The organism is Dyadobacter subterraneus (assembly GCF_015221875.1).
GTDB lineage: Bacteria > Bacteroidota > Bacteroidia > Cytophagales > Spirosomataceae > Dyadobacter > Dyadobacter subterraneus.
The window spans coordinates 5011603-5038591 of record NZ_JACYGY010000001.1 but is presented as its reverse complement, the minus strand read 5'-3'; the positions used below and the strand labels follow the sequence as shown (position 1 = coordinate 5038591).

General features: G+C 39.4%; 20 protein-coding genes. 18 read left to right on the top strand and 2 right to left on the bottom strand.

Translation table 11 applies throughout. The features are described 5' to 3' along the window. The first annotated feature begins 89 nt into the window (after positions 1 to 89). The 13 genes from IEE83_RS21050 (at position 90) to IEE83_RS20990 (ending at position 17222) form a co-directional block, all read left to right on the top strand. Entirely contained in the window at positions 90 to 3461 is a 3372-nt protein-coding gene (locus tag IEE83_RS21050) for a SusC/RagA family TonB-linked outer membrane protein (RefSeq protein ID WP_194122473.1), read from the top strand. A 14-nt stretch (positions 3462 to 3475) separates the two neighbouring features. Further along, positions 3476 to 5053, top strand: coding sequence for a SusD/RagB family nutrient-binding outer membrane lipoprotein (locus IEE83_RS21045; RefSeq protein WP_194122472.1), 1578 nt, complete (start codon positions 3476 to 3478; stop codon positions 5051 to 5053). Between the two features lie 60 nt (positions 5054 to 5113). Further along, positions 5114 to 5947 carry a glycerophosphodiester phosphodiesterase gene (locus IEE83_RS21040; protein WP_194122471.1) on the top strand — a complete coding sequence of 278 codons (834 nt, stop codon included), beginning with the start codon at positions 5114 to 5116 and terminating at the stop codon, positions 5945 to 5947. 197 nt (positions 5948 to 6144) lie between these two features. After that, positions 6145 to 7044 (top strand): glycerophosphodiester phosphodiesterase family protein, encoded by a 900-nt coding sequence (locus IEE83_RS21035; protein ID WP_194122470.1) that lies wholly within the window; start codon positions 6145 to 6147, stop codon positions 7042 to 7044. A 155-nt stretch (positions 7045 to 7199) separates the two neighbouring features. Continuing rightward, complete coding sequence (locus tag IEE83_RS21030; RefSeq protein WP_194122469.1) at positions 7200 to 7481, top strand: DUF427 domain-containing protein; 282 nt, start codon at positions 7200 to 7202, stop codon at positions 7479 to 7481. A 13-nt stretch (positions 7482 to 7494) separates the two neighbouring features. Then, positions 7495 to 8874, top strand: a complete 1380-nt coding sequence (locus IEE83_RS21025; RefSeq protein ID WP_228101916.1) for a mercuric reductase — start codon at positions 7495 to 7497, stop codon at positions 8872 to 8874. A gap of 71 nt (positions 8875 to 8945) precedes the next feature. Beyond that, positions 8946 to 9902: an ABC transporter ATP-binding protein gene (locus IEE83_RS21020; RefSeq protein WP_194122468.1), complete on the top strand. Its 957-nt coding sequence runs from the start codon at positions 8946 to 8948 to the stop codon at positions 9900 to 9902. Next, a complete protein-coding gene (locus tag IEE83_RS21015) occupies positions 9899 to 11479 on the top strand; it encodes an ABC transporter permease/substrate-binding protein (protein ID WP_194122467.1) in 1581 nt (526 codons plus the stop codon). The genes IEE83_RS21020 and IEE83_RS21015 overlap by 4 nt, the downstream gene beginning before the upstream one ends. Beyond that, positions 11460 to 12617, top strand: a complete 1158-nt coding sequence (gene egtB / locus IEE83_RS21010) for an ergothioneine biosynthesis protein EgtB (protein ID WP_194122466.1) — start codon at positions 11460 to 11462, stop codon at positions 12615 to 12617. The genes IEE83_RS21015 and egtB overlap by 20 nt, the downstream gene beginning before the upstream one ends. An 89-nt stretch (positions 12618 to 12706) precedes the next feature. Continuing rightward, complete coding sequence (locus IEE83_RS21005; RefSeq protein ID WP_194122465.1) at positions 12707 to 13666, top strand: L-histidine N(alpha)-methyltransferase; 960 nt, start codon at positions 12707 to 12709, stop codon at positions 13664 to 13666. Between the two features lie 178 nt (positions 13667 to 13844). Next, on the top strand, positions 13845 to 15260 hold the full coding sequence (locus IEE83_RS21000) for an ATP-binding protein (protein WP_228101915.1): 1416 nt from the start codon (positions 13845 to 13847) through the stop codon (positions 15258 to 15260). Between the two features lie 27 nt (positions 15261 to 15287). Beyond that, positions 15288 to 16949 carry a response regulator gene (locus IEE83_RS20995; protein ID WP_194122464.1) on the top strand — a complete coding sequence of 554 codons (1662 nt, stop codon included), beginning with the start codon at positions 15288 to 15290 and terminating at the stop codon, positions 16947 to 16949. Continuing rightward, a complete protein-coding gene (locus IEE83_RS20990) occupies positions 16950 to 17222 on the top strand; it encodes a UBP-type zinc finger domain-containing protein (RefSeq protein WP_194122463.1) in 273 nt (90 codons plus the stop codon). Between the two features lie 636 nt (positions 17223 to 17858). Here IEE83_RS20990 and IEE83_RS20985 read toward each other — a convergent pair. After that, on the bottom strand, positions 17859 to 21254 hold the full coding sequence (locus IEE83_RS20985) for a DEAD/DEAH box helicase (RefSeq protein ID WP_194122462.1): 3396 nt from the start codon (positions 21252 to 21254) through the stop codon (positions 17859 to 17861). A 215-nt stretch (positions 21255 to 21469) separates the two neighbouring features. On the opposite strand from IEE83_RS20985, the gene IEE83_RS20980 reads away from it, so the two are divergent. The 3 genes from IEE83_RS20980 to IEE83_RS20970 all read left to right on the top strand — a co-directional run bounded on the left by IEE83_RS20980 (position 21470) and on the right by IEE83_RS20970 (position 24141). Then, complete coding sequence (locus IEE83_RS20980) at positions 21470 to 22294, top strand: DUF481 domain-containing protein (protein ID WP_194122461.1); 825 nt, start codon at positions 21470 to 21472, stop codon at positions 22292 to 22294. A 186-nt stretch (positions 22295 to 22480) separates the two neighbouring features. Beyond that, entirely contained in the window at positions 22481 to 23251 is a 771-nt protein-coding gene (locus IEE83_RS20975; RefSeq protein WP_194122460.1) for a hypothetical protein, read from the top strand. Between the two features lie 2 nt (positions 23252 to 23253). Then, entirely contained in the window at positions 23254 to 24141 is an 888-nt protein-coding gene (locus tag IEE83_RS20970) for a cyanophycinase (RefSeq protein WP_194122459.1), read from the top strand. 28 nt (positions 24142 to 24169) lie between these two features. Here IEE83_RS20970 and IEE83_RS20965 read toward each other — a convergent pair whose 3' ends face one another. Next, the gene (locus tag IEE83_RS20965; protein WP_194122458.1) at positions 24170 to 24601 is read right to left on the bottom strand and encodes a transposase; all 432 of its coding nucleotides are present in this window, start codon (positions 24599 to 24601) and stop codon (positions 24170 to 24172) included. Positions 24602 to 24776: 175 nt separating this feature from the next. On the opposite strand from IEE83_RS20965, the gene IEE83_RS20960 reads away from it, so the two are divergent. Together IEE83_RS20960 and IEE83_RS20955 are read left to right on the top strand one after the other, a co-directional pair. Then, on the top strand, positions 24777 to 25670 hold the full coding sequence (locus tag IEE83_RS20960; RefSeq protein WP_228101914.1) for a DUF1684 domain-containing protein: 894 nt from the start codon (positions 24777 to 24779) through the stop codon (positions 25668 to 25670). A gap of 147 nt (positions 25671 to 25817) precedes the next feature. Then, positions 25818 to 26984 carry a glycoside hydrolase family 18 protein gene (locus tag IEE83_RS20955; protein WP_194122457.1) on the top strand — a complete coding sequence of 389 codons (1167 nt, stop codon included), beginning with the start codon at positions 25818 to 25820 and terminating at the stop codon, positions 26982 to 26984. Positions 26985 to 26989 lie beyond the last annotated feature (5 nt).

The window sequence follows — 26989 nt, the reverse complement described above, 5'->3', positions numbered from 1 at the left end:
TCTACTCACTTAAAATCTGAAATAATAATTTTTATCCCGCAAAATGTGGGCTGGAAAAGTATTGCCAAAACATTTCACTAAAACGTTTTATGAAAAAAACCTTACACAAATTTACAAGTCAACTGAAATGGTGGATCTGTGCGTTGGCGCTGTGTTCATCCTTTTCAGCTTTTGCCCAATCATCCCAAATGCGGGGTAGCGTTCAGGATGAAAAAGGCCAGCCGCTTATCGGTGTTTCCATCATTTTAAAAGAAGCTGCAAATGCAGAAACCCGGGGTACAACTTCGGATATAGATGGAAATTTCATCTTCAATAATCTTCGCGAAGGAACTGCCTACGATTTGACTTTCAGTTATATCGGTTACGAAAAACAAGTTGTAAATGGATTTCTGATCCGTCCGGCAACGGAAAATAAACTGGATGTGAAACTGAATCCGTCATCCGCAAATCTGGAAGAAGTGGTTGTGACGGCTTTGGGTGTCAAAAAAGAAGTGAAACGTATCGGTTATGCGGTTCAGGAAGTGAAAGGAGAGGATTTGGTAAAAGCCAGAGATTCAAACCCGATCACAGGTCTGACTGGTAAAGTAGCCGGACTTTCCGTAGCCATGAACCCGGAATTGCTTGGCTCGCCTTCCTTATTATTAAGAGGAAACCAGATCTCGCTTTACGTAGTTGACGGTGTGCCGATTAGCTCAGATACCTGGAATATCAGTCCGGATGACATTGAAACTTACACTGTTTTGAAAGGACCTGCCGCTGCTGCATTATATGGTAGTCGCGCGCAATACGGTGCGATTTTGATCACCACAAAAAAAGCCGGGAAAAAGAAAGGTTTTACGGTTGAATTCAATTCTACAAATTCTGTTGATAAAGGATTCATCGCAGTTCCGCATACACAGCACGAATATGGTGGTGGTATGTATGGACAATATGCCTATGCTGATGGTTTTGGTGGAGGTTTGCAAGATGCTCAGTATCAGCTTTGGGGGCCTAAATTCAAAGGCCAGCTGCTGCCACAATATGACGGAGAATATACACCGGACCAAACTTACACAACCACTTTCGGAGATTTGACTTACAAAGGTCACATCAAACCTACGCCTTATGTAAACCGCGGTTATGTGGATGGAAAAAGCAATCTAGACCGGTTTTTACGTGCAGGTTTTCAAACAACAAACAACATCAATTTATCAGCTTCGGGAGATAAATATGCCTTGCGTTTTTCTTTGTCACATTCCAATCAAAAGGGAATTGTGCCAAATACAGGCGTGCGTGTTTTGAATTTCAATACAACCGCTTCATATCAGTTGAGCAAACGTCTGACTTTCAATGCAAACGTCAATTTCAACAAAACGTATTCTGATAATGTCCCGGATGTAACTTACGGTCCAAATAGTTTGATCTACAATTTGTCAGTATGGACGGGTGATGAGTGGAATGTTGACGCGCCGGATATCCGCGGAAAATGGCAGCCAGGACAGAAAAACGTAAAAATCGTTTTCCCTGAACACGTACATTATAACAACCCGTGGATGATGGTGGAAGACTGGAAACGCGGTCACGATAAAACGGATATTAACGGTTATATGTCGCTGAATTACAAACTGGACGAACATTTAAACGTTACCGGTCGCTCACAGATTACAACCTATTCTTTGTTCCGTTCTGAAAAAATGCCGTGGGGTGCATTTACTTATGCAAGAACTTTGGGACAAGGAGATTACCGTGAAGACAGACGAAATATGTTTGAAAACAATTCGGATGTTCAGATCAACTACAACTATAATATTGGCCGTCTGATCAATCTTTCCGGTTTGGTGGGAGGTAGCCTTCGCAACTTTAATTACAACTCCAATTTTACATCGACGGATTATCTCGTTATCCCGAATGTCTACAACTTCAACAACAGTTTGAACCAGTTGATGACGAATAATTTCAATTCAAAAATGCGTGTGATCAGTTCTTACGCTTCTTTGGATGCCTCAATTGGGAAATACGCAACCATTTCTGCGACTGGCCGGGTTGATAAATCTTCTGCTTTGCCAAACGGTAGTAATGTATATTTCTATCCAAGCGTTTCGGGAGCTTCTGTGATCTCGGATTATGTGAAAATTCCTGAAATTATTTCCTTCCTGAAAGTGCGCGGATCGTTCGCAACGGTTCATGGAGATGCAACGGCAACGCAAATCGGTGCTACGCCTTTCAATGTTTACACAACTTTGGGAGGATCAACAGCCGGAACTTTGACAACCGCTTTTTCTCAATATGGTAACAATTATTTGAGCCCATACGGAGGTCCGGATTATTCATTGCAGGCTGTTTATTCAACCAGCAAACCTTATAATAATGTAACAGCAGCGAATTCTTCTGGAAGTATTTACGATCCTAACATCAAAACTTTCAACAGAAAAACTTTTGAAGAAGGAATTGATTTGCGTTTCCTCGCCAACCGTTTGGGATTAAGTGGTACGGTGTTCCAATATATCGACGGGCCGAGAATTCTTGCCAATGCAATTTCCCCTTCAACAGGTTACGCTTCCTATTATATCAATGCGCTGAAAACGAAGAAAAATGGAGTTGAAATTTCTTTAAGCGGTACGCCGATCAAAAAAGAAGATTTTTCATGGGACGTGATGGCCAACTGGTCGACGTTCAAGGAAGTTTACAGCGAACTGCCTCCGGGACAAAGCAACTACAATACTTTCTTCAAAAAGGGTGACCGTACGGACAAACTTTATTCAACCGGTTTTGTAAAAGCCCCAGATGGACAAATTGTTTATGACGCCGGCGGAAAACCGTTGAAAAATCCGATCAACCAGTTTTTGGGTTACATGAACGCAGATTACATGTGGTCGATCAACAACCGGTTCAAGTACAAAAACATGACCATGAGTTTCCAGTTTGACGGAAGCGTGGGCGGAATTATTTCAAACCGTCTTTATTCTTTGACAATGCAGGGCGGTGCGAACGCAGCAACAGTTCAGGGAGCTCTTGGAAAATCAAGACTTGATGATGATACCAATGCGGGTGTTAGTAATTACAAAGGAACTTACGTAGGTGACGGTGTGAAGGTTTCCAATGAAGTGGCGATTAAATATGATAACCTTGGAAATATTACCAATTATGCTGACCTGAAATTCGCTAAAAACACAGCAACAAGTACCGTACAAACCTGGGCGACACAATATTACGGTCAAATTCAGGAAGGTATGCTGACCAGCAAAACTTATGCGAAACTTCGTGAAGTGGTGATCGGTTATAACCTGCCAAAAAGCTGGTTGCAAGGTACATTTATTGATAAAGTTTCCGTGTCGGTTTTAGGGCGAAACCTGTTGTATTTCTACAAAGACAATAAATACAAAGGTATTGATGTAGAGCAATATAACGGAGCAACTGCTGCCTCGGGTCTACAAACACCAACCACACGCCGCTACGGAGTGAACTTAAATATTGTGTTTTAAAAAAGATTTTGAAAATGAAAAAATATATAAAACAAATAGTAACCCTGGCGTTGATGGTGTCGCTTGGAACGGGTTGTCAGGATAGTTTTGATGACTTGTATCCAAACCCAAACAAACCCACAGATGTGCCTGCGTCCCTTTTATTCAACCAGGTTTTGAACACAATGCTGGAATCGCCGGGCGGACAACTTGACCGGACAAATCAGTATCAATTGCAAAACAATTCCTATTTCGGAAATAATCAGTACAATTTTGGAGCAGGAAGTCAATTGTACGGTACGCTGACAAATGTGGTGAATATGGAAAAGCAGGCGACCGTTTCCGGTGCTTCTGATCTGAACCCATATCACGCCTTGGGCAAGTTTTTCAGAGCTTATTATTTTACAAAAATGAGCCTTGAAACGGGCGACATTCCGATGTCAGAAGCTTTGCAGGGAGCTACGGCCTTAATGCCAAAATACGATTCACAGAAAACGGTTTTCCAAAATAGTCTGACAATGCTTGAAGAAGCAAATGCAGATTTGACACAATTGATCGCCAAAAATGACGTGACTTTGACGGGTGACATGTATTTCTCAAACAGTCTGGCTGCATGGCAAAAAGTGGTAAATACTTTCCGTTTACGTTTGCTGATTCATTTAAGCAAAAAGGCAACTACCGATGCAGATTTAAATGTAGCGCAACAATTTGCGATGATCATCAATGATCCGGTTAAATATCCGATCATGACAAGCAGTGCTAATGAATTGAAATATACCTGGTTGAATCCAACAAACCGCTATCCTCTTAACAAGGAAACTTTCGCGAACGGCGCTTTGAATAACAGTACTTCAACCTATGTAAGTTTGTTAACCGACCGTAAAGATCCACGTGTTTTCATTACCACAGATCCGGCTCCTGGGTTGGTAACAGCTGGTGGAAGTCCTACTGATTTTTCATCTTTCAAAGGCGGTGATATCGGCCAGGATATGGGTGCTTTGGCGAGCCAGAATGGTGGTGGTGTTTTGAGTTATATCAATCGGTATCGTTATTATTCAGGTTACACTGGCGAGACAACAGCGATTATTGGATTCACAGAAATGTGCTTCAACATCGCCGAAGCCATTAACCGCGGATGGATTACGAAAGGGCCTTTGGGTGATGCTGAGGCATACTACAATGCTGGGATTAAAGCTTCTATGAGTTTTTATTCCATTCCAGCAAAAGGTACGATGACGGTTTATTCTCTTCCTTTGGGTGTTCCTGTGGCTGGTCCATATGTTTCGTCAACGGTCAATGTTGATTATGATGCTTACTATGCTCAGCCCACAGTTAAATATGTAGGAAATAACGAAGCTGGTTTGAAGCAGATTTTGGAACAAAAATACATTGCTTTTTATCTGAATAGTGGTTTGGAAGCCTATTTCAACTGGCGCAGAACGGGCGTTCCTGTTTTCAAAACGGGCGTTGGTACAGGGAATAACGGCAAAATCGCTTTACGTTATAAATACCAGGCGGCGGAACAATCTGCAAATACAGCCAACTATAATGCAGCCATTGCCCAGTATAATAATGTGGACGATGTGAACGGCGTCATGTGGTTATTGAAATAAAAATTATTCCGCAGGTTTTATCTCATGGTGAAATCTGCGGTTCATTATTTAACATTGAATATGAAAAATAAAGCACTTTTTCTGGCCGTTTTCTCAATTTTAACTTTTTCAAAAACGGTTAGGGCAAACGATTTTTCTGCCGATTCCTTGCACCACGGCGTGACTGCGCATCGTGGAAATTCGATTAAGTATCCGGAAAATACATTACAGGCTTTCCAAAGTGGAGTGGATTTGGGTGCAGACTGGGTTGAGCTTGATATTTATAAATCAAAGGACGGCAAAATTGTTGTTCTGCACGATCCCACGACTAAAAGAGTAGGCGATATCGATCTCGCAATTGCCAATTCAACATATGAAGAATTGAAAAAAGTGGATATCGCCACGGACTTCCGTACAAGAAATGGAAAGACGTTAGCTGAATGCCCGGCGCAGCACATGCCGCTTTTGGAAGATGCCGTAAAGCTGATCATGAAACAAAAACGGACACACTTGTCTATTCAGCCGAAAGCAGATTGCGTTGCGGAAGCCATTGAAATTGTGAGAAAATTTAAAGCTGAAAATATGGTAGGTTTCAATGACGGAAGCTTGAAATACATGTCGGATGTAAAAAGAATTGCACCGAAAATTCCGGTTTTCTGGGACAGACTTCCAACGACCAATGTGGAAGAAGATATTAAAATCGCGAAAGAAAAAGGATTTGAAACGCTGGTAATTCATTTCAAAGGAATCACCGAAGAAACAGTTCAAAAAGTAAAAGCAGCCGGACTGCACATTGGTTCATGGACGGTGAATGATCGTGAAACTTTGGAGAAATTATTAAAAGTTGGAGTCGAACGTATTTACACGGATGATCCGGCTTTGTTAATTTCAATCAAAAACAATTTGGTGAAATAGGTGCAGAGCACCAAAATATTTGTAGATACACCGGATATACAAATCGGGATCAAGGTGCAGCGGACCGTAATACTTGCGGTCCGCCGCGCGGTAGAAGTCCGCAATTCCCCAGGGTTCATAAGGTGCAGAGCACCGCAATATTTTCAGGTAACCTACTTATCCATTACAGATAAAATTATCAATCAAATAATTCCAAAATGAAACATATAATATTAACAATACTTACCGGAACTATACTTTCAACAACCGCTTTCGCCCAACAAAAACTGGACGTTCAGGCGCATCGCGGCGGCATGGCTTTATATCCTGAAAATACGGTTACTTCAATGATTAACGCCGTAAAACTTGGGGCAAAAACACTGGAACTGGATTGCGTTATTTCTGCTGACGGCAAAGTTGTAGTTTCTCATGATTCCTACATGTCGTCTGATTTTATGCTGAAACCAGACGGTTCCCAAATCTCAAAAAGTGAAGAAAAAAGTCTGGCTCTTTATAAGATGCCGTACGACAGCATCAGAAAATTTGATGGAGGCAGCAAACCGCATCCACGTTTTCCTGAGCAGAAGAAAATGAAAACGTACAAACCATTGCTTTCAGATCTAATTGACAGTGTGGAAGTTTATGTGAAAAAGAATAAACTGAAACCTGTTTATTACAATATGGAGACAAAAATTTCTCCGGCGGGTGATGGCGTTTACAATCCAACGCCAGACGTTTTTGTTTCACTGGTTATGGATGTGATCAAAAAGAAAAAAATCGAAAACCGAACAACAATTCAATCTTTTGATGCACGTACGTTGCAGATTTTACACAAAGAAAATGCAAAAGTTAAACTGGCGTTTTTGTTGATGAATAAAGATAGCTTTGATGATAATATCACAAAACTTGGTTTCAAGCCAGATATTTACAGTCCTTATTATACACTGGTAAATGAGGAATTGGTGAAAAAAGCACATGAAAATAAAGTGCAGGTTTTGCCCTGGACAGTTGATGAAGAAAAAGATATGTCTCAGTTGGCAACTTATGGCGTGGATGGAATCATCACAAATCAGCCCGACCGGATGATCAAACTTTTTGGAAGTTACCAGACAAAATAGAATGAATTTTCTGATTTGACGATACGATAAATCAGATTTTGCCGGTAAGTTTTAAATGCTTGCCGGCATTTTTTATATTTATCAGGCACAATTTTAATGTTATCACTAAAAATGTTGTTACCAATTTTTAGAAATCTGTCAATAATAAATTTACCATGAAAGCAATCTGGAATCACGAAGTAATTGCCGAAAGCGACGAGACAATTGTTGTTGAAAATAACCACTATTTCCCAATACAATCTGTAAATAAGGGGTATTTGATTGAATCGGCCACACACACAACCTGTCCCTGGAAAGGCGAAGCTTCTTATTATACTTTGGAGGTTGATGGAAGATCAAATCCTGATGCAGCCTGGTATTATCCTGAGCCAAAAGACGCTGCCCAGAATATCAAAAATTACGTAGCCTTTTGGAAAGGTGTTAAAATAGAAGCCTGAACCACACTATATTATGAAGTACGACGCAATTGTAATCGGCTCCGGCCAGGCAGGTACGCCACTTTCAAAAAAACTTGCCGCAGCAGGAATGAAAACTGCTTTAATTGAAAAGAGATGGGTTGGCGGAACCTGTGTAAATGACGGATGCTCGCCTACAAAAGCGATGATTTCTTCTGCAAAACTAGCCTGGTCAGTTGCCAATAGTGAAAAACTGGGTATTCATGTCGGCGGATATACCGTGGATCTTCACGAAATCCTGGAACGAAAAAATGAGATCGTTTTAAGAATGCGGGGTAATTCTGAAAAGGGTATTCTGGAAACTGAAAACCTGGATCTGATTTACGGAACTGCAACTTTTACAGGAGAAAAAGAAATCACTGTAAAACTTAATAATGGCGAAACGCAGGTTTTGTCAGCCGATAAATTTTTTCTGAATGTAGGCGAACAGCCATCAATTCCTGAAATTGAAGGAATAGACAAAATTGATTATCTGACTTCTACCAGCATCATGGAATTAGACGAAATTCCTGAACATTTGGTGATAATCGGTAGTGGTTATATAGCTCTGGAATTCGGGCAAATGTATCGTCGTTTTGGTAGCAAAGTTACTATTCTGGAACAATCAGAACGTATTTTGCATCGGGAAGATGAGGATATCGCTGACGAAATCTGTAAAATATTTAAAGAGGAGGAAATTGAAATTATTACCGATTGCAAGGTCGAATTAATTAAGAAAGAAGGTGGTAACATAACGCTCTTTCTAGGTGTTGATCAAACTTCGAAAAATATTTCCTGTTCTCATGTTTTAGTAGCGGCCGGAAGAAAACCAAATACCTCTGACCTGGGTCTTGATGTTACGGGTGTTGAAATAAATGAAAAGGGTTATATTAAGGTCAATGATAAGCTTGAAACAACCAAAGAGGGAATTTATGCTTTGGGAGATGTGAAAGGCGGACCGGCATTTACGCATATCGCTTATGACGATTACCGGATTATCCAGGAAAATGTAATTGAAAAAGGAAACGCCTCCATTAAAGATCGTCTGGTGCCATATTGTATGTTTATCGATCCGCAACTTGGACGTGTAGGCATGACAGAAATGGAAGCTAATGAAAGCGGGAAAAAGATAATTGTTGCTACAATTCCAAATACCAGCGTTGCCAGAGCCATCGAAACAGGTGATACCCGAGGCATGATGAAAGCGGTCATTGACGCTGATTCAGGGAAAATCCTGGGTGCGTCAGTTTTAGCAACAGAAGGCGGAGAAGTGGTAACAATTCTTCAAATGGCGATGATTGGCGGTATTACTTATGAACAAATCAAAAACGGTGTTTTTGCGCATCCAACCTATGCAGAATCGCTGAATAACTTGTTTATGACTTTGGATAAGTGATTTGTAAATTACAGTATTGATTACCAGTAAATTATTAATTTTAAGAATGCTTAACTGATACAACAGCCCTGATGATCATTGCCCAAAATATCAGTAAAAATTTCAACGGTATTCATGCAGTAAAAAATATTTCCTTTGAGGTCAAGGAAGGCCAGACTATGGTTTTTCTTGGTACAAGCGGCTGTGGGAAAACGACAACGCTTAAAATGCTGAACAGGTTAATAGAGCCTTCTTCCGGAAATATTACGATTAACGGGGAGGATATTTTTTCTTCCAAACCGGAAATTTTGAGGCGAAGTATTGGTTACGTTTCTCAAAATAACGGTTTATTCCCTCATTACACCGTTGCTGAAAATATAGCGGTTGTGCCCAATCTTTTAGGTTGGGATAAAGAGAAAATAAGAAAGAGATCAGAGGCTTTGTTGGAACAACTGAAACTTCCGGTTTCAGAATATGCCAATAAATATCCGGATGAATTAAGCGGCGGACAAAAACAAAGAGTGGCCATAGCGCGCGCACTTGTCTCAGATCCGCCGGTTTTGCTGATGGACGAACCGTTCGGAGCATTAGATCCAATTACGAGAGCGGGAATCCGAAAAGAATTTCGTGAATTACCGGAATTGAGAAGTAAAACGATTGTTCTGGTAACCCACGATGTGCAGGAAGCTTTTGAACTGGGCGATCAGATTTGTTTGATGGATAAAGGTGTAATTGTTCAAACGGGTACGCCGGATGAATTAATTTTCAATCCAGCTAACGATTTTTCCAAAAGTTTTTTCAATCATCAAAGATTACAGCTTGAACTAAGTGCGCTGAAATTCAGGAATATCTGGAATGAGCTTGCTAACGCTGAAAATACTTCGCCAACATCATTGATCAGCAGCCAAAGTTTATGGGAAGGCATGGAATTACTATCCGAAAAAAATCAGGAAAAGCTGATTGTGAAAGATGAAGAAAGTAATTCGTTAAAAGAAATCTCCATACAGACAATTCAGTCTGTTTATCTTGAAATAAAAAGAAAGCGATGACGGAGCAGCAAAATCTCTGGCAGTTTATGATGCAGCAATCTGATAAATTGTTGTCTCAAACCGTCACGCATATTGGTTTAACCTGCATTTCTCTTCTAATCGCAGTCGCAGTTGGTTTACCACTGGGAATCTGGATTTCGGAAAAAAAGAAAGCGGCTTGGGCAGTACTTGGTATTGCGGGTATTTTGCAAACAATTCCCAGTATCGCATTACTTGGTTTTATGATTCCACTTTTGGGAATTGGGGCTTTCCCGGCCATTGCAGCACTTTTTCTTTACGCTTTATTGCCAATTATCAGAAATACTTATACCGGAATTACAAGTGTAGATCAGGGAATTACCGAATCCGCTCGTGGTATGGGGATGAACAAATGGCAGATTTTATTTAATGTAGAATTGCCGTTGGCCATGCCGGTTATTCTGGCCGGAATCAGAACTGCTACCGTTATTAATGTTGGCGTCGCAACCTTGGCCGCCTATATCGCAGCGGGCGGATTAGGAGAATTTATATTTGGCGGGATTGCTTTAAACAATACCAATATGATTTTGGCGGGAGCCATTCCGTCGGCATTGCTGGCCATTATCCTGGATTTTCTGCTTTCACTATTTCAAAAGGCAAAGTTGAAAACGATGCGAAAAGTTTCGGTTGTTCTGCCGATAATTCTATTGGTGTGTTCCTCTTTTTACATCATTCCTCGTGCGCAGGTAAAAGTTTTGGCAGGTTTTACACCAGAATTTATGGGCCGGGAAGATGGATATCTTGGTCTTAGGTCAAAATACAAACTGGATATTCCAACCGTAGTGATCAGTGACGCTGTCATGTACAAAGCTGCGTTTGAAAATAAACTGGATGTGATCAGCGGGTATAGTACGGATGGCCGTTTGAAGGCTTATGATCTGGTTACTTTAAAAGACGACAAATCAATTTTTCCTCCTTATTACGCAGCACCGTTAGTTCGCCGGGATGTTCTGGAAAAATATCCTGAATTGCAGCCAGCGCTTGATATTCTTTCTGGTGTAATCAACGACTCCATCATGACGGAATTAAACTATAAAGTCGATTATTTGAAACAGCTTCCGGAAAAAGTGGCGCTGGATTTTATGCTGGATAAAGGTTTATATAAAAAACCGCAAATTGCTAACAATGAGGGGGTAATAAGATTAGGATCAAAGATTTTTGCCGAGCAATACATCCTGATTAATATGTATAAAATGCTGATCGAAGGCAATACAAAATTAAAAGTTGTAACCAGAACCGGACTTGGTGGAACGAAAATTTGCTTTGATGCATTAACAAATAATGAGATCGACATGTACCCGGAATACACCGGAACGGGCCTGCTTGTGATCCTCAAACCAGACAAAAAAACACTCGACGGAATGATTGATAGCCGTGACAAGGTTTTCAACTTCGTTCAAAAGGAATTCTCAGATCAATATAAATTAAGCTGGCTGAAACCGATTGGTTTTAATAACGCCTATGCGCTGATGATGCGCAGGAGTCAGGCACAATCATTGAATATACAGTCTATTACAGATTTAAAACTTTATTTGTCTAATGAAAACCACCAACATTAGGGAAAGATATAATGTCGTCAGAAAGTATACTGAACAGCTTTGTCAACCTCTTGAAACAGAAGATTATGTACCGCAGCCAGTACCCTTCGTAAGTCCCCCAAAATGGCATCTGGCTCATTCTACATGGTTTTTTGAAACCTTTATTCTGAAAAGCTCCCTTCCTGATTACCGCGTTTTTGACGAAACCTTCAACTATTTATTTAACAGTTATTACAACAATGTAGGAGACCGCGTGCTCCGTACCGATAGGGGAAATATTACGCGACCGAAAGTTTCATATGTGTATGCATACCGTCAATATGTGGACGAGCATATGAATACATTTCTCGAAACACTGGAAGATGAAAAATTATTGACGTTGATCGAATTAGGTCTTCACCACGAGCAACAGCACCAGGAATTACTGGTAACGGACATCAAATATATTCTAGGTCATAATCCGACTTTTCCGGTTTATAAACATGGACATAATCTGGTTGATGATGTAAACTCAGACACCGGTTTTGCACATATTTCCGAAGGCGTTTATGAAATCGGACATGACGGTAAAGGTTTTAGTTTTGATAATGAACTGGGCCGTCACAAAGTTTATTTGCAGGATTTTGAAATCAGCAAAGCACTGGTGACCAATGAGGAATATATTGAATTTATTGAAGCCGGCGGTTATCAGGATTTTAATTTATGGCTGGATGAAGGATGGTCGTGGGTGAACGAAAATACCATAGATTCGCCAATGTACTGGCATAAAATAAACGGAGAATGGTTTTATTTTACGTTAGGGGGATTAGAAAAACTGAATCCAAAAGCGATCCTTTCACACGTAAGTTTTTTCGAAGCCTGGGCTTATGCGCAATGGAAAGAAATGCGCCTGCCGACTGAGTTTGAGTGGGAAATAGCTTCGGATCAATTCTCCTGGGGAACGCGTTGGGAATGGACGAATAGTGCTTATTTAGCCTATCCAAATTTTACCAAAGCAAAAGGTGCCGTGGGAGAATATAATGGCAAATTCATGATCAACTGCATGGTTCTGAGAGGCGCTTCGGTAGCAACTTCACCAGACCATAGCCGTAAAACATATCGTAACTTTTTTCACACCAACGAACGCTGGCAATACACAGGAATTCGATTGGTAAAATAGCTGCCGGCTTTCGACATTCAGCAATCGGCTTATGCTCCGGTTCTGAAAGCAAGCTGATGGCGACAGCCCAAACATCAACCTACTTAAATATGGAAACTATTACTACAACCACTGACCTTACTTTTGAACAGGATATTGACGAAGGATTAACCGCACCTTTGAAAAATATTTCATCAAAATATTTCTATGATGACCTGGGAAGCGTGATTTTTCAGGACATTATGAAAATGCCTGAATATTATCCTACACCATGTGAATTCGAGATTTTATCGCTTCAAGGCGAAAATATTATCAAAAAACTGAATTTTGACGAGCCTTTCAATATCATTGAATTCGGTGCCGGTGATGGTATTAAAACCCGTCAGCTGCTCAAAAAGCTCTTGGAAAACCAAGTGGATTTTACTTATGTTCCCATCGATATTTCACAAAAAGCGATTGAAGAACTGGAAGCCAATATGCTTGGCTATCTTCCCGGATTAAAAATCAAATCCATCGTTGGAAATTATTTTTCAATGATAGATGAATTGTCGGAAATGCAGCAGCCAGGATTGTTTTTATTTTTGGGAAGCAATATTGGTAATTATCTGGAAGAGGAGGCAAACGATCTTTTGGGGCAATTTAACAATCATATGAAAAGCGGCGACAAGCTTTTGATTGGTTTTGATCTTCAAAAAAATCCGTCAGTAATTCGTGATGCCTATGATGATAGCCAAGGGATTACCAAGGCTTTCAATATGAATTTGTTACAAAGAATAAATAAGGAATTAGGTGGAAATTTCAAGAAAGAATTCTTTGATTTTTATTCTCACTACAACCCTTTAAATGGCGAAGTCAGAAGTTATCTGGTTAGTCTGAAGCAGCAGGAAGTATCCATTTCCAAAATTGGTAAAACATATTCTTTCCGTCAAAACGAGTTGATATGGACAGAGTTGTCTAAAAAATATACGATTGCTGAAATTGAAAATCTTGCTATCAACAACGGTTTTGAGCTTGTCGAGCATTTTTTAGATTGCAAACATTACTTTACGGATAGTTTGTGGACTAAATAATATCTAAATTTACGTAGATAAGAAATCTGGCTTTACTTAATAGTGAAGCCTTTTTCAATGTATATGTTGTCGATATCATCGATTTTTCCAAATCTGCCGGGAGATTTGCTAACTTTGATACAGCAGTTTTTGCGTTACCAATAACCTTTCTGTAAACCAAATCCTAAATACAATTGTCATGGAAGTCGCTATTAACGAAGTTACCGTTGCAGACCTGAAATCGATTGAACTGTTAAAGGAAGTTCCTGATAATCAGTTGCAGTGGTACATTGATGAAAGTGAACACAGAATTTTGAAGGAGGGTGATGTTTTTGCAAAGATCAATCAGCCTGTCGTATATACGCACATCATTCTCCGCGGACGAATCGAACTTTATCGTTTGCAAAACAATAATAAATCCAAAATAGCCGACCTTGTTGCCGGTAACATTACCGGAATTCTGCCTTTTTCGAGAGCTAAGATTATGCCGGCCAGTGCGGTTTGTCTGGAAGAGACAGAACTTTTATCGCTGCCGGTAGAGAAAATGCGCGAATTGATCCAGAATCATTATGAGCTGACACAAGTACTTGTGCATGTGATGGCTTCGAGGATCAGGGAATTCACAGAATTAGAGCAGCAGAACGAGAAAATGATGGCGCTAGGAAAACTTTCCGCAGGTCTGGCGCATGAATTAAACAATCCGGCAGCAGCAATCGTTAGAGGTTCTGTTTCTCTTGAAAAACATTTGCAATGTCTTCCTGACGCTTTTAAACAATTGATTTCGATTCGTTTGGACACCGAGGATATTAATAAAGTAAATGACAAAATCCACAAAGCGCTTGATAATAAAGAGCGTCCGGTTTTGACCATGATGGAGCGGGCGGATAAAGAAGATGAGATTACGGACTGGCTAGACGATCAGCCAGGGATCAAGAATGTCTATGACATGGCTGAAAATTTCGTTGAATTTGGACTGTCGATTGAAGATCTTGAAGAAATAAAAAGTCATATGCCGGAAGGCAAATTGTCACCGTTGTTGATCTGGATAAATAATAGTTTTACCACGGAACGAATGGTTTCTGAGATAGGAATTGCCTCCAAAAGAATTTCGGATCTTGTTAATTCTGTCAAAACTTTTACCCATATGGATGGGGGAGGCGACAAGGTATTTGCTGATATCCGTACTGGAATTACGAATACGATGACGATGTTGAATTATAAAATAAAGAAGGGAAATATAACAGTCATTGAAGAATTTGACGAAAATCTGCCGCCTGTAAAAGCGATGATTGGTGAATTAAATCAGGTTTGGACAAACCTGATTGACAACGCGACGGATGCACTGGAAAATACTGAAAATCCGCAATTGACATTAAAAACCAGACAGGACCGGGAATTTGTCTGTGTATCTGTAATTGACAACGGACCGGGAATTCCCGATGATATTAAGAATAAAATTTTTGATCCGTTTTTTACTACAAAAAAAATCGGACAAGGTACCGGATTGGGATTGGATGTTGTAACCAGAATCGTAAAACAACACAAAGGTACCATCAGCGTGACGTCGGAACCCGGGAGAACCGAGTTCGTCGTTTGCTTTCCAATTAATGCATAATAACCTTAACCAAGTAAATAAGATTATATGGGGTTGCCAATTATTTTTTCAATTGATGATGATGCGCAGGTTTTAAGGGCCATCACCCGCGACCTAAAATCGAAGTACCGCGATACGTACCGTGTCCTGAGTACTGATTCTGTCAAAGAGGCGCTGGAAAGTTTGATGGATCTTCAAAATAAAGGGGAAGAAGTTGCGATTTTTATTTCTGATCAACGCATGCCTGAAATGCAGGGTGTTGATTTTTTACAAAAAGCAAAAAAGATATTTCCGGATGCGAAACGTGTTTTGCTGACTGCATATTCAGATACGGATGCAGCCATAAAAGCGATTAATGATGTTCAGCTGGATTATTATCTGATGAAACCATGGGATCCTCCGGAAGAGAAATTATATCCTGCCATAGACGATTTGTTAAACGACTGGCAGGCTGATTATCGTCCTGATTTTAAGGGTATTAAAGTGATTGGTTATCAGTTTTCGCCCAAATCTCACCAGATTAAGGATTTCCTTTACGGGAATCTAATCCCTTATACCTGGATGGATATCGAAACCAGTGATCAGGGGAAATTGATCTGTTCAACGAATCATTTTGAAACGGCTGATTTTCCGGTTGTAATTTTGGAGGATGGTACGTTGATGAAAAATCCGGCCGTTTTGGACATTGCTACAAAAATTGGTTTGAATGCAACTGTGAAGCAGCAGATCTATGATGTGATCATTATCGGTGCGGGCCCGGCTGGATTAGCAGCTTCGGTATATGGTGCTTCGGAAGGACTAAGTACACTTTTGATCGAGCGAAAAGCACCAGGCGGACAGGCTGGAACTAGTTCAAGAATTGAGAATTATCTGGGTTTTCCTTCCGGATTGAGTGGTGCGGACCTGACACGACGAGCGGTAACACAGGCAGCAAGATTTGGTACTGAAATTCTTTCTCCTAAGTCGGTTAAGGAAATTAAAGTAAAGGATAAATACAAAACAATCGTACTCGAAGACGATACGGAAATCACTGCAAAAGCGGTCGTGATAACGACCGGCGTCGATTACCGTAAACTGGAAACGCAGGGAATTGAGGATTTTACGGGTAAAGGAATTTACTACGGAGCAGCTAATACCGAAGCAACCTCTTGTGGAAATAAAGAGGTATATATCTTAGGAGGAGGGAATTCTGCCGGACAAGCAGCTATGTATCTTTCCAAATTTGCGACACATGTTTATATCATAGTTCGTAAAACGGATCTGAGCTCTTCGATGTCGCAGTATTTAATTGATCAGATCTCGACGACAGAAAATATAACAATTCTGGGTTGTACCGAGATTCTTGAAGCTTGCGGAGAAAACCATTTGCAGGGTTTGAAACTGGTTGATTTGAATACAAATGCACAACGTTCGGTATCAGCTGATGCATTATTTATATTCATCGGAGCGAAACCGTATACGGATTGGGTTGGTTTGGAAATTATCAAAAACAGCAAGGGTTTTATCGAAACCGGTCGCGAAATGAATAATTACAAAGATTTCAAACGGGTATGGAAAGTGGACAGGGATCCTTACTTGCTGGAAACGAGTTCTCCTGGAATTTTCGCGGCCGGCGATGTTCGTGCGGGCGCAATGAACAGGGTGACTTCTGCGGTTGGAGAAGGTTCTATGTCAATTAATATGGTTCATCAATATTTAAGCGAGATATAAATGGCAGACGGAATTTGCAGCCACATCAGTGCAATCACTGAAATTAAAACGGCTAAAAAACGGGAATGCGAAGAGTGTGTAAAACATGGCGGCAGGTGGGTGCATTTGCGTACCTGTCAAACCTGTGGTGTCACCTTATGCTGTGATGATTCTCCTTCAAAGCATATGACAAAACATTTCCATGAAACCGGCCATCCGGTCGTTATTTCATCGGAGCCGGGAGAAAAATGGATGTGGTGTTATGTTGATGATTCATTTGTGGAATATGATTAATTGATATTTAATTGAAAAAGAGAAACCCAATTAAGATGGATTTTATGATCCGTTTAATTGGGTTTTTATTTTGGTTCGCTGCACCTTAAATCCAGATTATTAGATTCTGATTTGCTACAAATATTTCGGTGCGCTGCACCTTTGACCTGGTTTGTGGATTCTGATTTGCTACAAATATTTCGGTGCGCTGCACCTTTGACCTGGCTTGTGGATTTGATTTGCTACAAATATTTCGGTGCGCTGCATCTTTGACCTGAATTATTGGATTTTGATTTGCTACAAATATTTTTGGTGCGCTGCACCTTTGACCTGGTTTGTGGATTCTGATTTGCTACAAATATTTCGGTGCGCTGCACCTTTGATCCGGCTCGTGACTTTGTTCTGCTACAAATATTTCGGTACTCTGCACCTTTGATCTGGATTGCGGATATTTTTTTGCTACAAATATTTCGATTCTCTGCACCCTTTGATCTGGCTTGTGAATTTGTTTTGCTACAAATATTTTTTTCCCTTGATCATATTTTCGAAATCGGAACGGTGCGGAGCACCTAAATATTTGTAGAACGAAATTCCAATCTCCTTCTTTCCAAAGGTGCGGAGCACCGTAATATTTTACTCAACTATGCTACCTAACATCTACAACAATTCCAATAAATCACTTTTCGACAACGATTTCAAAATCGAAACATCGGTTTTCACCAGATCATTGGCTAAATCCCTTTTCGAATCCTGCATTTTCATGATTTTTTCTTCAATCGTGTCCGGGCAAATTAACCGAACGGCAACCACATTTTTCTTTTGTCCAATCCGGTAACTTCTGTCAATCGCCTGATTCTCAACAGCCGGATTCCACCATGGATCAACCAGATAAACATAATCCGCTTCGGTCAAATTCAATCCAACACCACCCGCTTTTAAACTGATCAGAAACACACGAACGCCTTCGTCATTCTGAAATGATTCTACCCTTTCAGAACGGTTTTTTGTTTGTCCGGTTAAATATTCAAAGGAAATATTTCGGGTTACCAATTCTTTTTTTATTAAATCCAGCATTTTTACAAATTGTGAAAAAACAAGGATTTTGTGCTGCGGTGCCTTGCTCTCAATTTGTTCAATCAGAACCTCGATTTTTGCAGACGAATCACCATAATATTCTTCGTCATTAATTAGTGCCGGCGAATCACAAATCTGGCGCAGTTTTGTCAATCCGGCCAGGATATTCAAACTTTCCCTTGGTAAATCCCTTTCCTTATGTGTAAGCAAAAAGTGTCTGAATTCGTCAGAATAGGAATCATAAACCTTCCGCTGTTCCGCACCCATTTCACAATAAATAACCATTTCGGTTTTGTCGGGAAGTTCGGTTGCAACTTGCTGTTTTGTTCTTCTGAGGATAAACGGATTTACTTTTTTCTGTAATTCCCTGGCGCGTTTACTATCTTCAAAACGGTCGATCGGAATGGCGTAATGATTTTTAAATTGAATCTTGTTACCTAATAATCCCGGACAGGCGAAAGAAAGCTGACCGTACAAATCATAAGTATTGTTCTCAATCGGTGTACCTGTCAGAACAATTTTATTTCTGGATTGCAGCAAACGGGAAGCTTTATAACGCTGTGATTCAGGGTTCTTAATAGCTTGCGATTCATCCAGGAAAATATAATTAAAACGATATTCCTTTAAAAATTTAATGTCAGAAAGAAGCGTTCCGTAAGAGGTCAGAATGATCTCATAGTCGTCAAAGTTTTGATGATCTTTAACACGATTAGAACCGTAAACCGTATGGATTTTGATAGACGGAGCAAATTTTTCAACTTCTGCCTGCCAGTTAAAAATCAGGGAAGTTGGGACGACGATCAGATTCGTATTCTGATGTCCTTTATTTCTTTGAGATAAAATAAATGCGATGATCTGAACGGTTTTTCCTAATCCCATATCATCAGCCAGACAACCGCCAAATCCAAATTCATCAAGGAAATTCAGCCAGTTCAAACCGTCTTTCTGATATTCTCGTAACGATGTTTTTAATTCTTTTGGAACTTCAACCGGTTTAATTGATTCAAAATCAGAGAATTTGGAAGTATATAGCAGCAGTTCATTTTTCACCGGCTGGCTCAATACTTCATCTTCATACAATTCCAGAATGCTTGTGAAATTAATTTTTGGCGTCCGGATCACTTCTCCGGCGATTTCTCCTGCTTCGAAATATTTCGCGAATTTTTCAATCCAGTCTTGCGGCAAAATTCCCAATGTTCCGTCTCCAAGTTCAACAAACTTGCTTTTGTTTCTGATGGATTTTGAAAGGTGTTTCAAGGTAGCAATCTCTTTCCCGAATTTCACCTGCACACTAGTATTAAACCAATCCGTTCCGCTGTTTATCGTTAAAGAAACAGTTGCTTTGTTTTGATTTAATTTATTGTTTTTCAGTTCACTAAATCCTAGAACTATAATGTTCTGATTTGTCCACTCTTCAAAAGCATCCAGAAACCAGCCTTCATCCAGAAATCTTTCTTTGCTCAGATAAAAATGATCAGTCCCAAGTTGGTCGTAAAAATCCGGATGCTGTCTTAATAAGGTTGATGTAAACTGTACTTCCAGTTCGTCGTCGCGTTCAACAGTGAAAGGTCTTCCCTTGCTATCAGTAGAATAAATTTGCTTTTTGGAGAGAACCGGAATCTCGATATTTCCGTAACGCATCACAGGCGTGATCAGAATATAATTTCCCAGATCAGACAAATAAATCAGTTGTTGATTTTCTCTTTCAAAACCATTTTCCCGCAGTTGTGTTTGCGTTGCCGATTTCAAATAAGCATAAGTAACACGGATTTTGTCCTCAACTTTTGAAAGAATTGTATTCTGGAATTCTTCAAACTTGCTTTCGTAAACCAGTATTTTATTATTGTTTTGCTTGAAAAAATCAATAACACGAAGCACATCAGGATTGTCGACCAGATGCATCGTGTCATTTATCATGACGAAATAATTGTATCGGATTTTTAATATTTCCAATGCAAACGGTCTCCCGTCGACAATAAGCTGACCGGAAACTTCGTGAAATTTATCCTTGACATCAACCAGTAAAGTCAGATCAACCGGCAAAGTCCGGATTTGAATTGGTACCAATGAAGCCGCAGAAATGCTTTCCGACACTTTGGTATCGTGGTAAAACACATCCAGTTTGAGGGGATTTTTCACAAGCGACTTCAAACCATCCATATCAGAATCTGATTTCCCGGAACGATATTGATTGTGAAATTTAGACACACCGGTATAAAACTTCAATTCTTCCGGATTTTCAAGTTTCCAGATCAGGTCAAGCGGATTAACGGAAGTCAGAGGGTTTTTCAGTTTTCCTTCCTTGGTCGTTAACGCTTCAAAAAGTTCGACATAAAAATGATCATAATATTTATGCTGTCCGAAAACGATTATTCTTTTTGAAATGTCTTTCGGATTCGTCGTTTTTGGTAAAAGCGGGTTTTGTTTTGGTATTAAATTGTCTTTTAAATAGGTCTTGGTACTTTCATTAACCGCAAAAAGATGCTTTAATTTTGGCTTGATATCGACCGTTTTATTAGCATAATGAAGCTGAAAATATTCATCCGGATTCCTTTCATTTTCCAGTCCGTAATCCTGGGCGACAAGTTTTATTTGATTATATCTCAGGTCCTTATCGAAAAATATACGCAAATCCCGGCGATCCATCAGGTTATACAAAACCTGAACCATATGCTCGCATGGTGCTTTTTTTTCGGCACTGCACGGACAGGAAAATTTAAGTGAATTTTCTGTTTGTTTGACCGAAACGATCAGCTGATCTGAAACACCGGAAGTGGTCAGGAACGTGGCAAAATCTACTTCAATGACATTTGGCTGAATATCAAAAAAACCTCTTCTACTGGTCTCTGTAAGGGAAGAACTGTATTTTAAAATGAAATTATGACTTAGTTCTGCAACGTTGAAATTGTCAAAAATATAGTCATTTTTATGATGTTTTAACGCACTGATCCGCTCGCTTATGCCTGGTTTTTTCAGCATTTTATTCTGACTTCTGGGGATTAATTATATCCTGAATTTTGATTTCGGATGGTGAAAATAACCTTATTTTAGAGAAAAGTGCTCATATTTCTGGTTGGAATTGACTTGATATTTTCGAATCAAAAGAAGATAATAATCCAAATTATTGACTTCATTCATAGTATGGGAATAATTTTTTGGAACTTTCGGCAATTGCGTTCAGTAAAAATCACCTTATGAAAAAAATAATTTCCAGCCTGTTTTCCGGATTGATTCTTTATTCTTTGACACTTTCAAATACTTTTTCTTACGCTCAACAGACGGTCCGGGATAGTTCTTCTGTTTCCGATTCCGTAAAAATGATATTGCCGGATTCGCTAAAAAAGCCTGATTATTTAAAACTGGATACATTAACGTATCGGTTTATCGGCGACGGAAATTTTACCCGAGGTAATGTAAACCGGACCTTGATGGTTTTACGTGCAGAAATTGTGGCGACGGGTCCGGTTATTTCCATTGCATCAAATCCGCGGTTTACCTATGGAAAACAAAACGGTATTCTTGCCGAAAGAGATTCTTATGTCGATTTATTTGTAGATGTTTTCAAGAAAAGAAAAACATATGTTTTTGCTTTGGGTAATTTGGAAACGAGTAATTTACGTGGAATTACACTTCGGGTTTTGGCGGGTGCAGGTATTGGTTATCGTGTGCTTAATTCCAGTAAAAACAGGTTGGTTTTAACAAACGCCATTGTTCATGAATCAACCAATTTTCGAGAGTTGCCAACAATCGGAATCCAGCGAAATTCTTTTCGGGTTAAGGGAAAACATTCGTTTGCCAAGGACCGTTTCCGAATTAATCATATAACTTATGTGCAACCTGCCATCACGGATATTTCTAATTTGAGATGGAATACCGTTATTTCACTCGAATTTCCAGTCAACAAATGGGTGGTGTTAAGAACCAGTTTTGAAAATTCCTATGAAAGTGTTGTGGAGGCTACCAGGAAGCGGGATGATTCAAGAATTACCTTTGGGATTTCTATTGGAAACAAACAGTAAAATCTTTCATTTTTGATTAAATAATTTGTTGAAAAATAGACAAAATTCTATGCTGTATTTCAGTAAAAAAGGAAAGAATATGATATAAGACAGAAAGCGTTGCTGTAATGAGTAAACAAAAATGAAATGTGTATTTTTATCACGACGCCACATCGAAATACATCTTTTATCCTACCTAACCGTAAAATGAAATTCAGTAGAATTCTTCTAGTCATCAATCTGTCTTTGCTGTCTCTTTGTGGTATTGCCCAACCAACCAAATTAGTTATACGCGCCAAAGCGAAGGATGCGAAGTTTATCGGCACTGGGATTGGTGGTGCTTATGTCGTTGTAAAAAATGATTTGACAGGAGAAATTCTTGCAAAAGGATTGACAACTGGTGCTTCCGGAAATACAGGTCTTATTCTAAAAACCCCTCATAAAAGAAATGATCGCCTGACGGATGATAAAACTGCCAAGTTTGAAGCTACCATCAATATTGACGAACCGACATTTGTAACTGTTGAAGTAATTGCGCCGGTGAATAGAAAAAGTTCTGCCATAAAAGCAAGCATGCAGCTTTGGTTAATTCCTGGTAAAAATATTGATGAGGAAGGAATTGTATTGGATATGCCTGGTTTTATTTTGGATATCCTGGAACCGCAGACACACAGGATTTTGATTCTGGAAAAAATGGCGGAGAAAAAGGTGAAGATCAAAATTAACCTGACTATGCTTTGCGGCTGTGCCATAATAAAAGGTGGTGTCTGGGATTCGGAGCAGATTGAGGTGAAGGCAATCGTGAAAAAAGATGGTGTTAAATACAAAGATCTGAATCTAGGTATAACGCCGGTTGACAATATTTTTGAAGGAATACTGGATGTGAATGCGATCGGGATGTACGAAGTTCAGGTTTATGGCTATGATAAGATTACAAAAAACACAGGAGTGGATAGAATTAATTTTGTAATTCAGTAATCATGAAAAGAAATATTTACCTGTTCGGATTTTTGCTGTTTTTCTCAGCCCGGTCCTTTTCACAGACACCTATCACCATTAAGGAAACACCTACCCGACACGGACCTGAAAAAGGATCTTTGATCATTATCGGGGGAGGTGGAGCAACACCTGAAATCTGGAACAAATTTACTGAGCTCGCTGGTGGAAAAGACAAAGCCAGAATCGTAGTGATCACTGCCGCGGCTGGTGATTCTGGTTTTTATAAAATGGATGCAGTTGATCTGGTGAAAAGAGAGACGGGTATTAAAAATGTTACATTGCTGCATACCAGCAGTTTAACCGAGGCAAACAGCGAAAAATTTGTTGCCCCAATCAAGGCAGCGACCGGCATCTATTTTGTTGGAGGTAGGCAATGGAGAATTGCAGATTCGTATTTGAACACACTAACACATAAGGCATTTCAGGAAGTTCTGCAACGTGGCGGTGTCATTTCCGGTACATCTGCGGGGGCCAGTATTCAGGGATCGTTTCTTTGGAGAGGCGATACAAAAGGTGCGCATATATTAATTGGTGATCATACGCAGGGACTCGGATTTTTGAAAAATTCTGCCATTGATCAACACTTGTTACGCAGGAACAGACAATTTGATTTGATAGAATTTATTCGTCAGTCTCCGGAAATCATTGGTATTGGTTTGGATGAAGCAACGGCCATCGTGGTACAGAAAGATATATTTGAAGTCGTTGGAAGATCTTATGTTGCCGTTTATGATTATAATACGATTGTAGCAAAAAGAGAAAGAAAGTTCTCAGACGGAAATGGTCCTGAAACGAACTATCAGGGACAATTTTTCTTTTTGAAACAAGGTCAGAAATATGATTTGAAAGAACGAAAAGTCATTCAATAAAAAGAAAATTCAGAAAGCCGGATAAGCGTTATCCGGCTTTTTGCAAAATGAAGTTTTCATTCACAACTTCGATAAAATCGATTAAAATAGAATTCTGATCATTTGTTTTCAGATAGAGTTTTATCTTTTTTAGAAAGTCGTATAATGGTTCGCTGTATTTATGCCCGGTTTGCTGTTGAAATTCTTCTATTTTGAGATCATTCCCTTTTTTGATCAATAAATGTAAGGCAATAAAAAAGTAGGAAACCGGCAATTTGCTTCCTTCAAGTAATGTCCCACTTTGTAAAGTAGTGCGAAATCGGCATTTCTTACATTGAAACTGATGTTTTGAAGACAGCCAGTAATGATCTTTGCTGCCACATTTTTTACACACAACACCTTTTCTTAATCTATATTCCTTAAAAGCCTCAGTAGAGAGTTCTTCACTTTTATATGCATCGATGAGATCTTTTGACAGCATAGTTTTTCTAATTCCAGTTATCACTATGAGCCAAAATTACACACTTATTTTTAATAAAATATAAAGTCTATATAATTAATATACTATATAAAATCTGTTCACAAATAAAAAGCGTTTTACATCCTGATTTACAAATTTTTAAGTTCTTATATTTGAATATAATACGATTGATTTTATGAATTATAATATGATATTTCGGTTTGTCAAAGTTATTCCAGCCGTTTTACTTGGCTTTTGTCTGTTTAGTTTCATCAATGATTCTGACTATGAAAATAAGATAAAGGAATGGCGCAAGGAGAGGATAATTGAACTTAAATCAGAACAGGGTTATTTAAATCTCGCCGGTCTGTTCTGGCTGGATGAAGGTAGAAATACTTTTGGTAGCGATGCTGCAAATAAATTCATCTTTCCTTCGGATAGAAGCCCTGCAAACCTGGGAGAATTCATATTAGAAAATGGCAAGGTTACGCTAATTGCTAAACCGGATGCTGAGATTTATGCGAATGATCAGTTGGTAACTAAACTAACAATTTTTCCCTCGGACCAGGAAATTGTGCTTAAACACAAAACTTTAAGATGGTTTGTGATCAAACGTGGTGAAAAATATGCCATCCGTTTAAAAGATTTGGATAGCCCTTATCTCAAAGAATTTAAGGGAATAGAAAGTTTCCCAATAGCGGAACAATGGAAGATAAAAGCAAAATTTGAACCAACAGTTGGTAGAAAAATTTCGATACTTGATGTGACAGGAAGACTTAGCGAGCAGGAATCTCCGGGTGTGTTGGTTTTTAATGTGAAAAGCAAAGAATACCGTCTAGATGCGTTGAGCGAAGGTGATAGTTTTTTCATTTTGTTTGGCGACAAAACAAACAAAAAAGAAACGTACGGTGGTGGACGATTTGTCTATACCAGTAAACCTGATGCAGATGGGTATGTTTCACTGGATTTCAACAAAGCCTATAATCCGCCTTGCGCTTTCACACCTTATGCCACTTGTCCCCTGCCGCCTAAACAAAATATACTTGCCGTGGCGGTGACAGCCGGCGAAAAGAATTACGGTCATCATTAATAAAAGTATAAATTATTACTACTGACTGGCGTAGTAGACAACGTCAAATATTATCGTTGTTTTTTCTTTAATTTGGGTTCTGCTTTTTTGATTTCAACAAAACCCAAAAGCATTTTCTTTTAAATAACATTTTCTAAACCCGTACAAATGAATCCTTTTTCTAAAAGATTTAACATCAAAAATGCCTTGCTTGTGTTGGTTGCCGGAGCCTTTTTCAGCAGCAGCACATTGACTTCCTGCGATTCTAAAAAGAAAGAAGAAGCAAAAGAATCCAAACCGGTTGTAATCGGATATGTTGGTGGTTTCCATGGCCTGGTTGATACAGATAAAATTGATGTCAAAAAGCTGACACATATCAATTACGCTTTTGTAAATGTTGAAAACGGACTGGCGTTTCTTACCAATGAAAAAACGGATTCTACAAATTTTAGAAAACTGAATCTGCTTAAAAAGATCAATCCAGATCTTAAAATCCTGATTTCAATCGGCGGCTGGGCATGGAGCGGACGTTTTTCTGACGCTGTGCTGACGGATAGTTCAAGAGCGAAATTCGCCAAAAGTTCTGTTGAAATCATCAAAAAATATAAACTGGACGGTGTCGATATAGATTGGGAATATCCCGCCATGCCCGGTGATTCAGGAAATGTTTATCGCCCGGAAGACAAACACAATTTCACATTGATGTTTGAAGCGATCAGAAAAGAGCTTGATATTTTTGAAAAAGAAGACGGACAGAAAAAACTTTTGACAACAGCGGTTGCCGGTTGGGAGGAATTTATTCCGCATTCTGAAATGGGCAAAGCGCAGGAATATCTTGATTACGTCAACTTGATGACTTACGATCTATTCTCTGGTGATACGGTAGTTCATCACGCAGGCTTATATCCAACCGACCGTTTTAAAGCAAACCGTTCGACAGATAATGGTGTGAAAGCATACCTGAAAGCGGGCGTTCCGGCAAGTAAAATTGTTGTGGGTATTCCATTTTATGGCCGTGCTTTTACTTTGGGAAAAGATTCAAAAATCGTTCTTGGCGAAACTTCTGTTGCCAAAGAATACATCGATGGCTATACTTATATCAAAGACAGTTTGGTCAATAAAAAAGGGTATAAGGAATATCGTGATACCGTTGCACATGCACCTTATTTGTACAATGAAAAAACGAAAGTTTTTATTGGTTATGATGATGAAAAATCGGTGGCTGAGAAATGTAAGTATGTGCTTGACAATAAATTAGCGGGTGTAATGTTCTGGGAATATAATTCTGATCCAAAGGGTTATCTGCTCAACGAAATTGACAAATCACTGAAATAAACCGT

Bases quoted from the DNA above. Each gene is read 5' to 3' on its own strand.
- IEE83_RS21050 (WP_194122473.1), top strand. From the start codon at position 90: ATGAAAAAAACCTTACACAAATTTACAAGTCAACTGAAATGGTGGATC.
- IEE83_RS21045 (WP_194122472.1), top strand. From the start codon at position 3,476: ATGAAAAAATATATAAAACAAATAGTAACCCTGGCGTTGATGGTGTCG.
- IEE83_RS21040 (WP_194122471.1), top strand. From the start codon at position 5,114: ATGAAAAATAAAGCACTTTTTCTGGCCGTTTTCTCAATTTTAACTTTT.
- IEE83_RS21035 (WP_194122470.1), top strand. From the start codon at position 6,145: ATGAAACATATAATATTAACAATACTTACCGGAACTATACTTTCAACA.
- IEE83_RS21030 (WP_194122469.1), top strand. From the start codon at position 7,200: ATGAAAGCAATCTGGAATCACGAAGTAATTGCCGAAAGCGACGAGACA.
- IEE83_RS21025 (WP_228101916.1), top strand. From the start codon at position 7,495: ATGAAGTACGACGCAATTGTAATCGGCTCCGGCCAGGCAGGTACGCCA.
- IEE83_RS21020 (WP_194122468.1), top strand. From the start codon at position 8,946: ATGATCATTGCCCAAAATATCAGTAAAAATTTCAACGGTATTCATGCA.
- IEE83_RS21015 (WP_194122467.1), top strand. From the start codon at position 9,899: ATGACGGAGCAGCAAAATCTCTGGCAGTTTATGATGCAGCAATCTGAT.
- egtB (WP_194122466.1), top strand. From the start codon at position 11,460: ATGAAAACCACCAACATTAGGGAAAGATATAATGTCGTCAGAAAGTAT.
- IEE83_RS21005 (WP_194122465.1), top strand. From the start codon at position 12,707: ATGGAAACTATTACTACAACCACTGACCTTACTTTTGAACAGGATATT.
- IEE83_RS21000 (WP_228101915.1), top strand. From the start codon at position 13,845: ATGGAAGTCGCTATTAACGAAGTTACCGTTGCAGACCTGAAATCGATT.
- IEE83_RS20995 (WP_194122464.1), top strand. From the start codon at position 15,288: ATGGGGTTGCCAATTATTTTTTCAATTGATGATGATGCGCAGGTTTTA.
- IEE83_RS20990 (WP_194122463.1), top strand. From the start codon at position 16,950: ATGGCAGACGGAATTTGCAGCCACATCAGTGCAATCACTGAAATTAAA.
- IEE83_RS20985 (WP_194122462.1), bottom strand. From the start codon at position 21,254: ATGCTGAAAAAACCAGGCATAAGCGAGCGGATCAGTGCGTTAAAACAT.
- IEE83_RS20980 (WP_194122461.1), top strand. From the start codon at position 21,470: ATGAAAAAAATAATTTCCAGCCTGTTTTCCGGATTGATTCTTTATTCT.
- IEE83_RS20975 (WP_194122460.1), top strand. From the start codon at position 22,481: ATGAAATTCAGTAGAATTCTTCTAGTCATCAATCTGTCTTTGCTGTCT.
- IEE83_RS20970 (WP_194122459.1), top strand. From the start codon at position 23,254: ATGAAAAGAAATATTTACCTGTTCGGATTTTTGCTGTTTTTCTCAGCC.
- IEE83_RS20965 (WP_194122458.1), bottom strand. From the start codon at position 24,601: ATGCTGTCAAAAGATCTCATCGATGCATATAAAAGTGAAGAACTCTCT.
- IEE83_RS20960 (WP_228101914.1), top strand. From the start codon at position 24,777: ATGAATTATAATATGATATTTCGGTTTGTCAAAGTTATTCCAGCCGTT.
- IEE83_RS20955 (WP_194122457.1), top strand. From the start codon at position 25,818: ATGAATCCTTTTTCTAAAAGATTTAACATCAAAAATGCCTTGCTTGTG.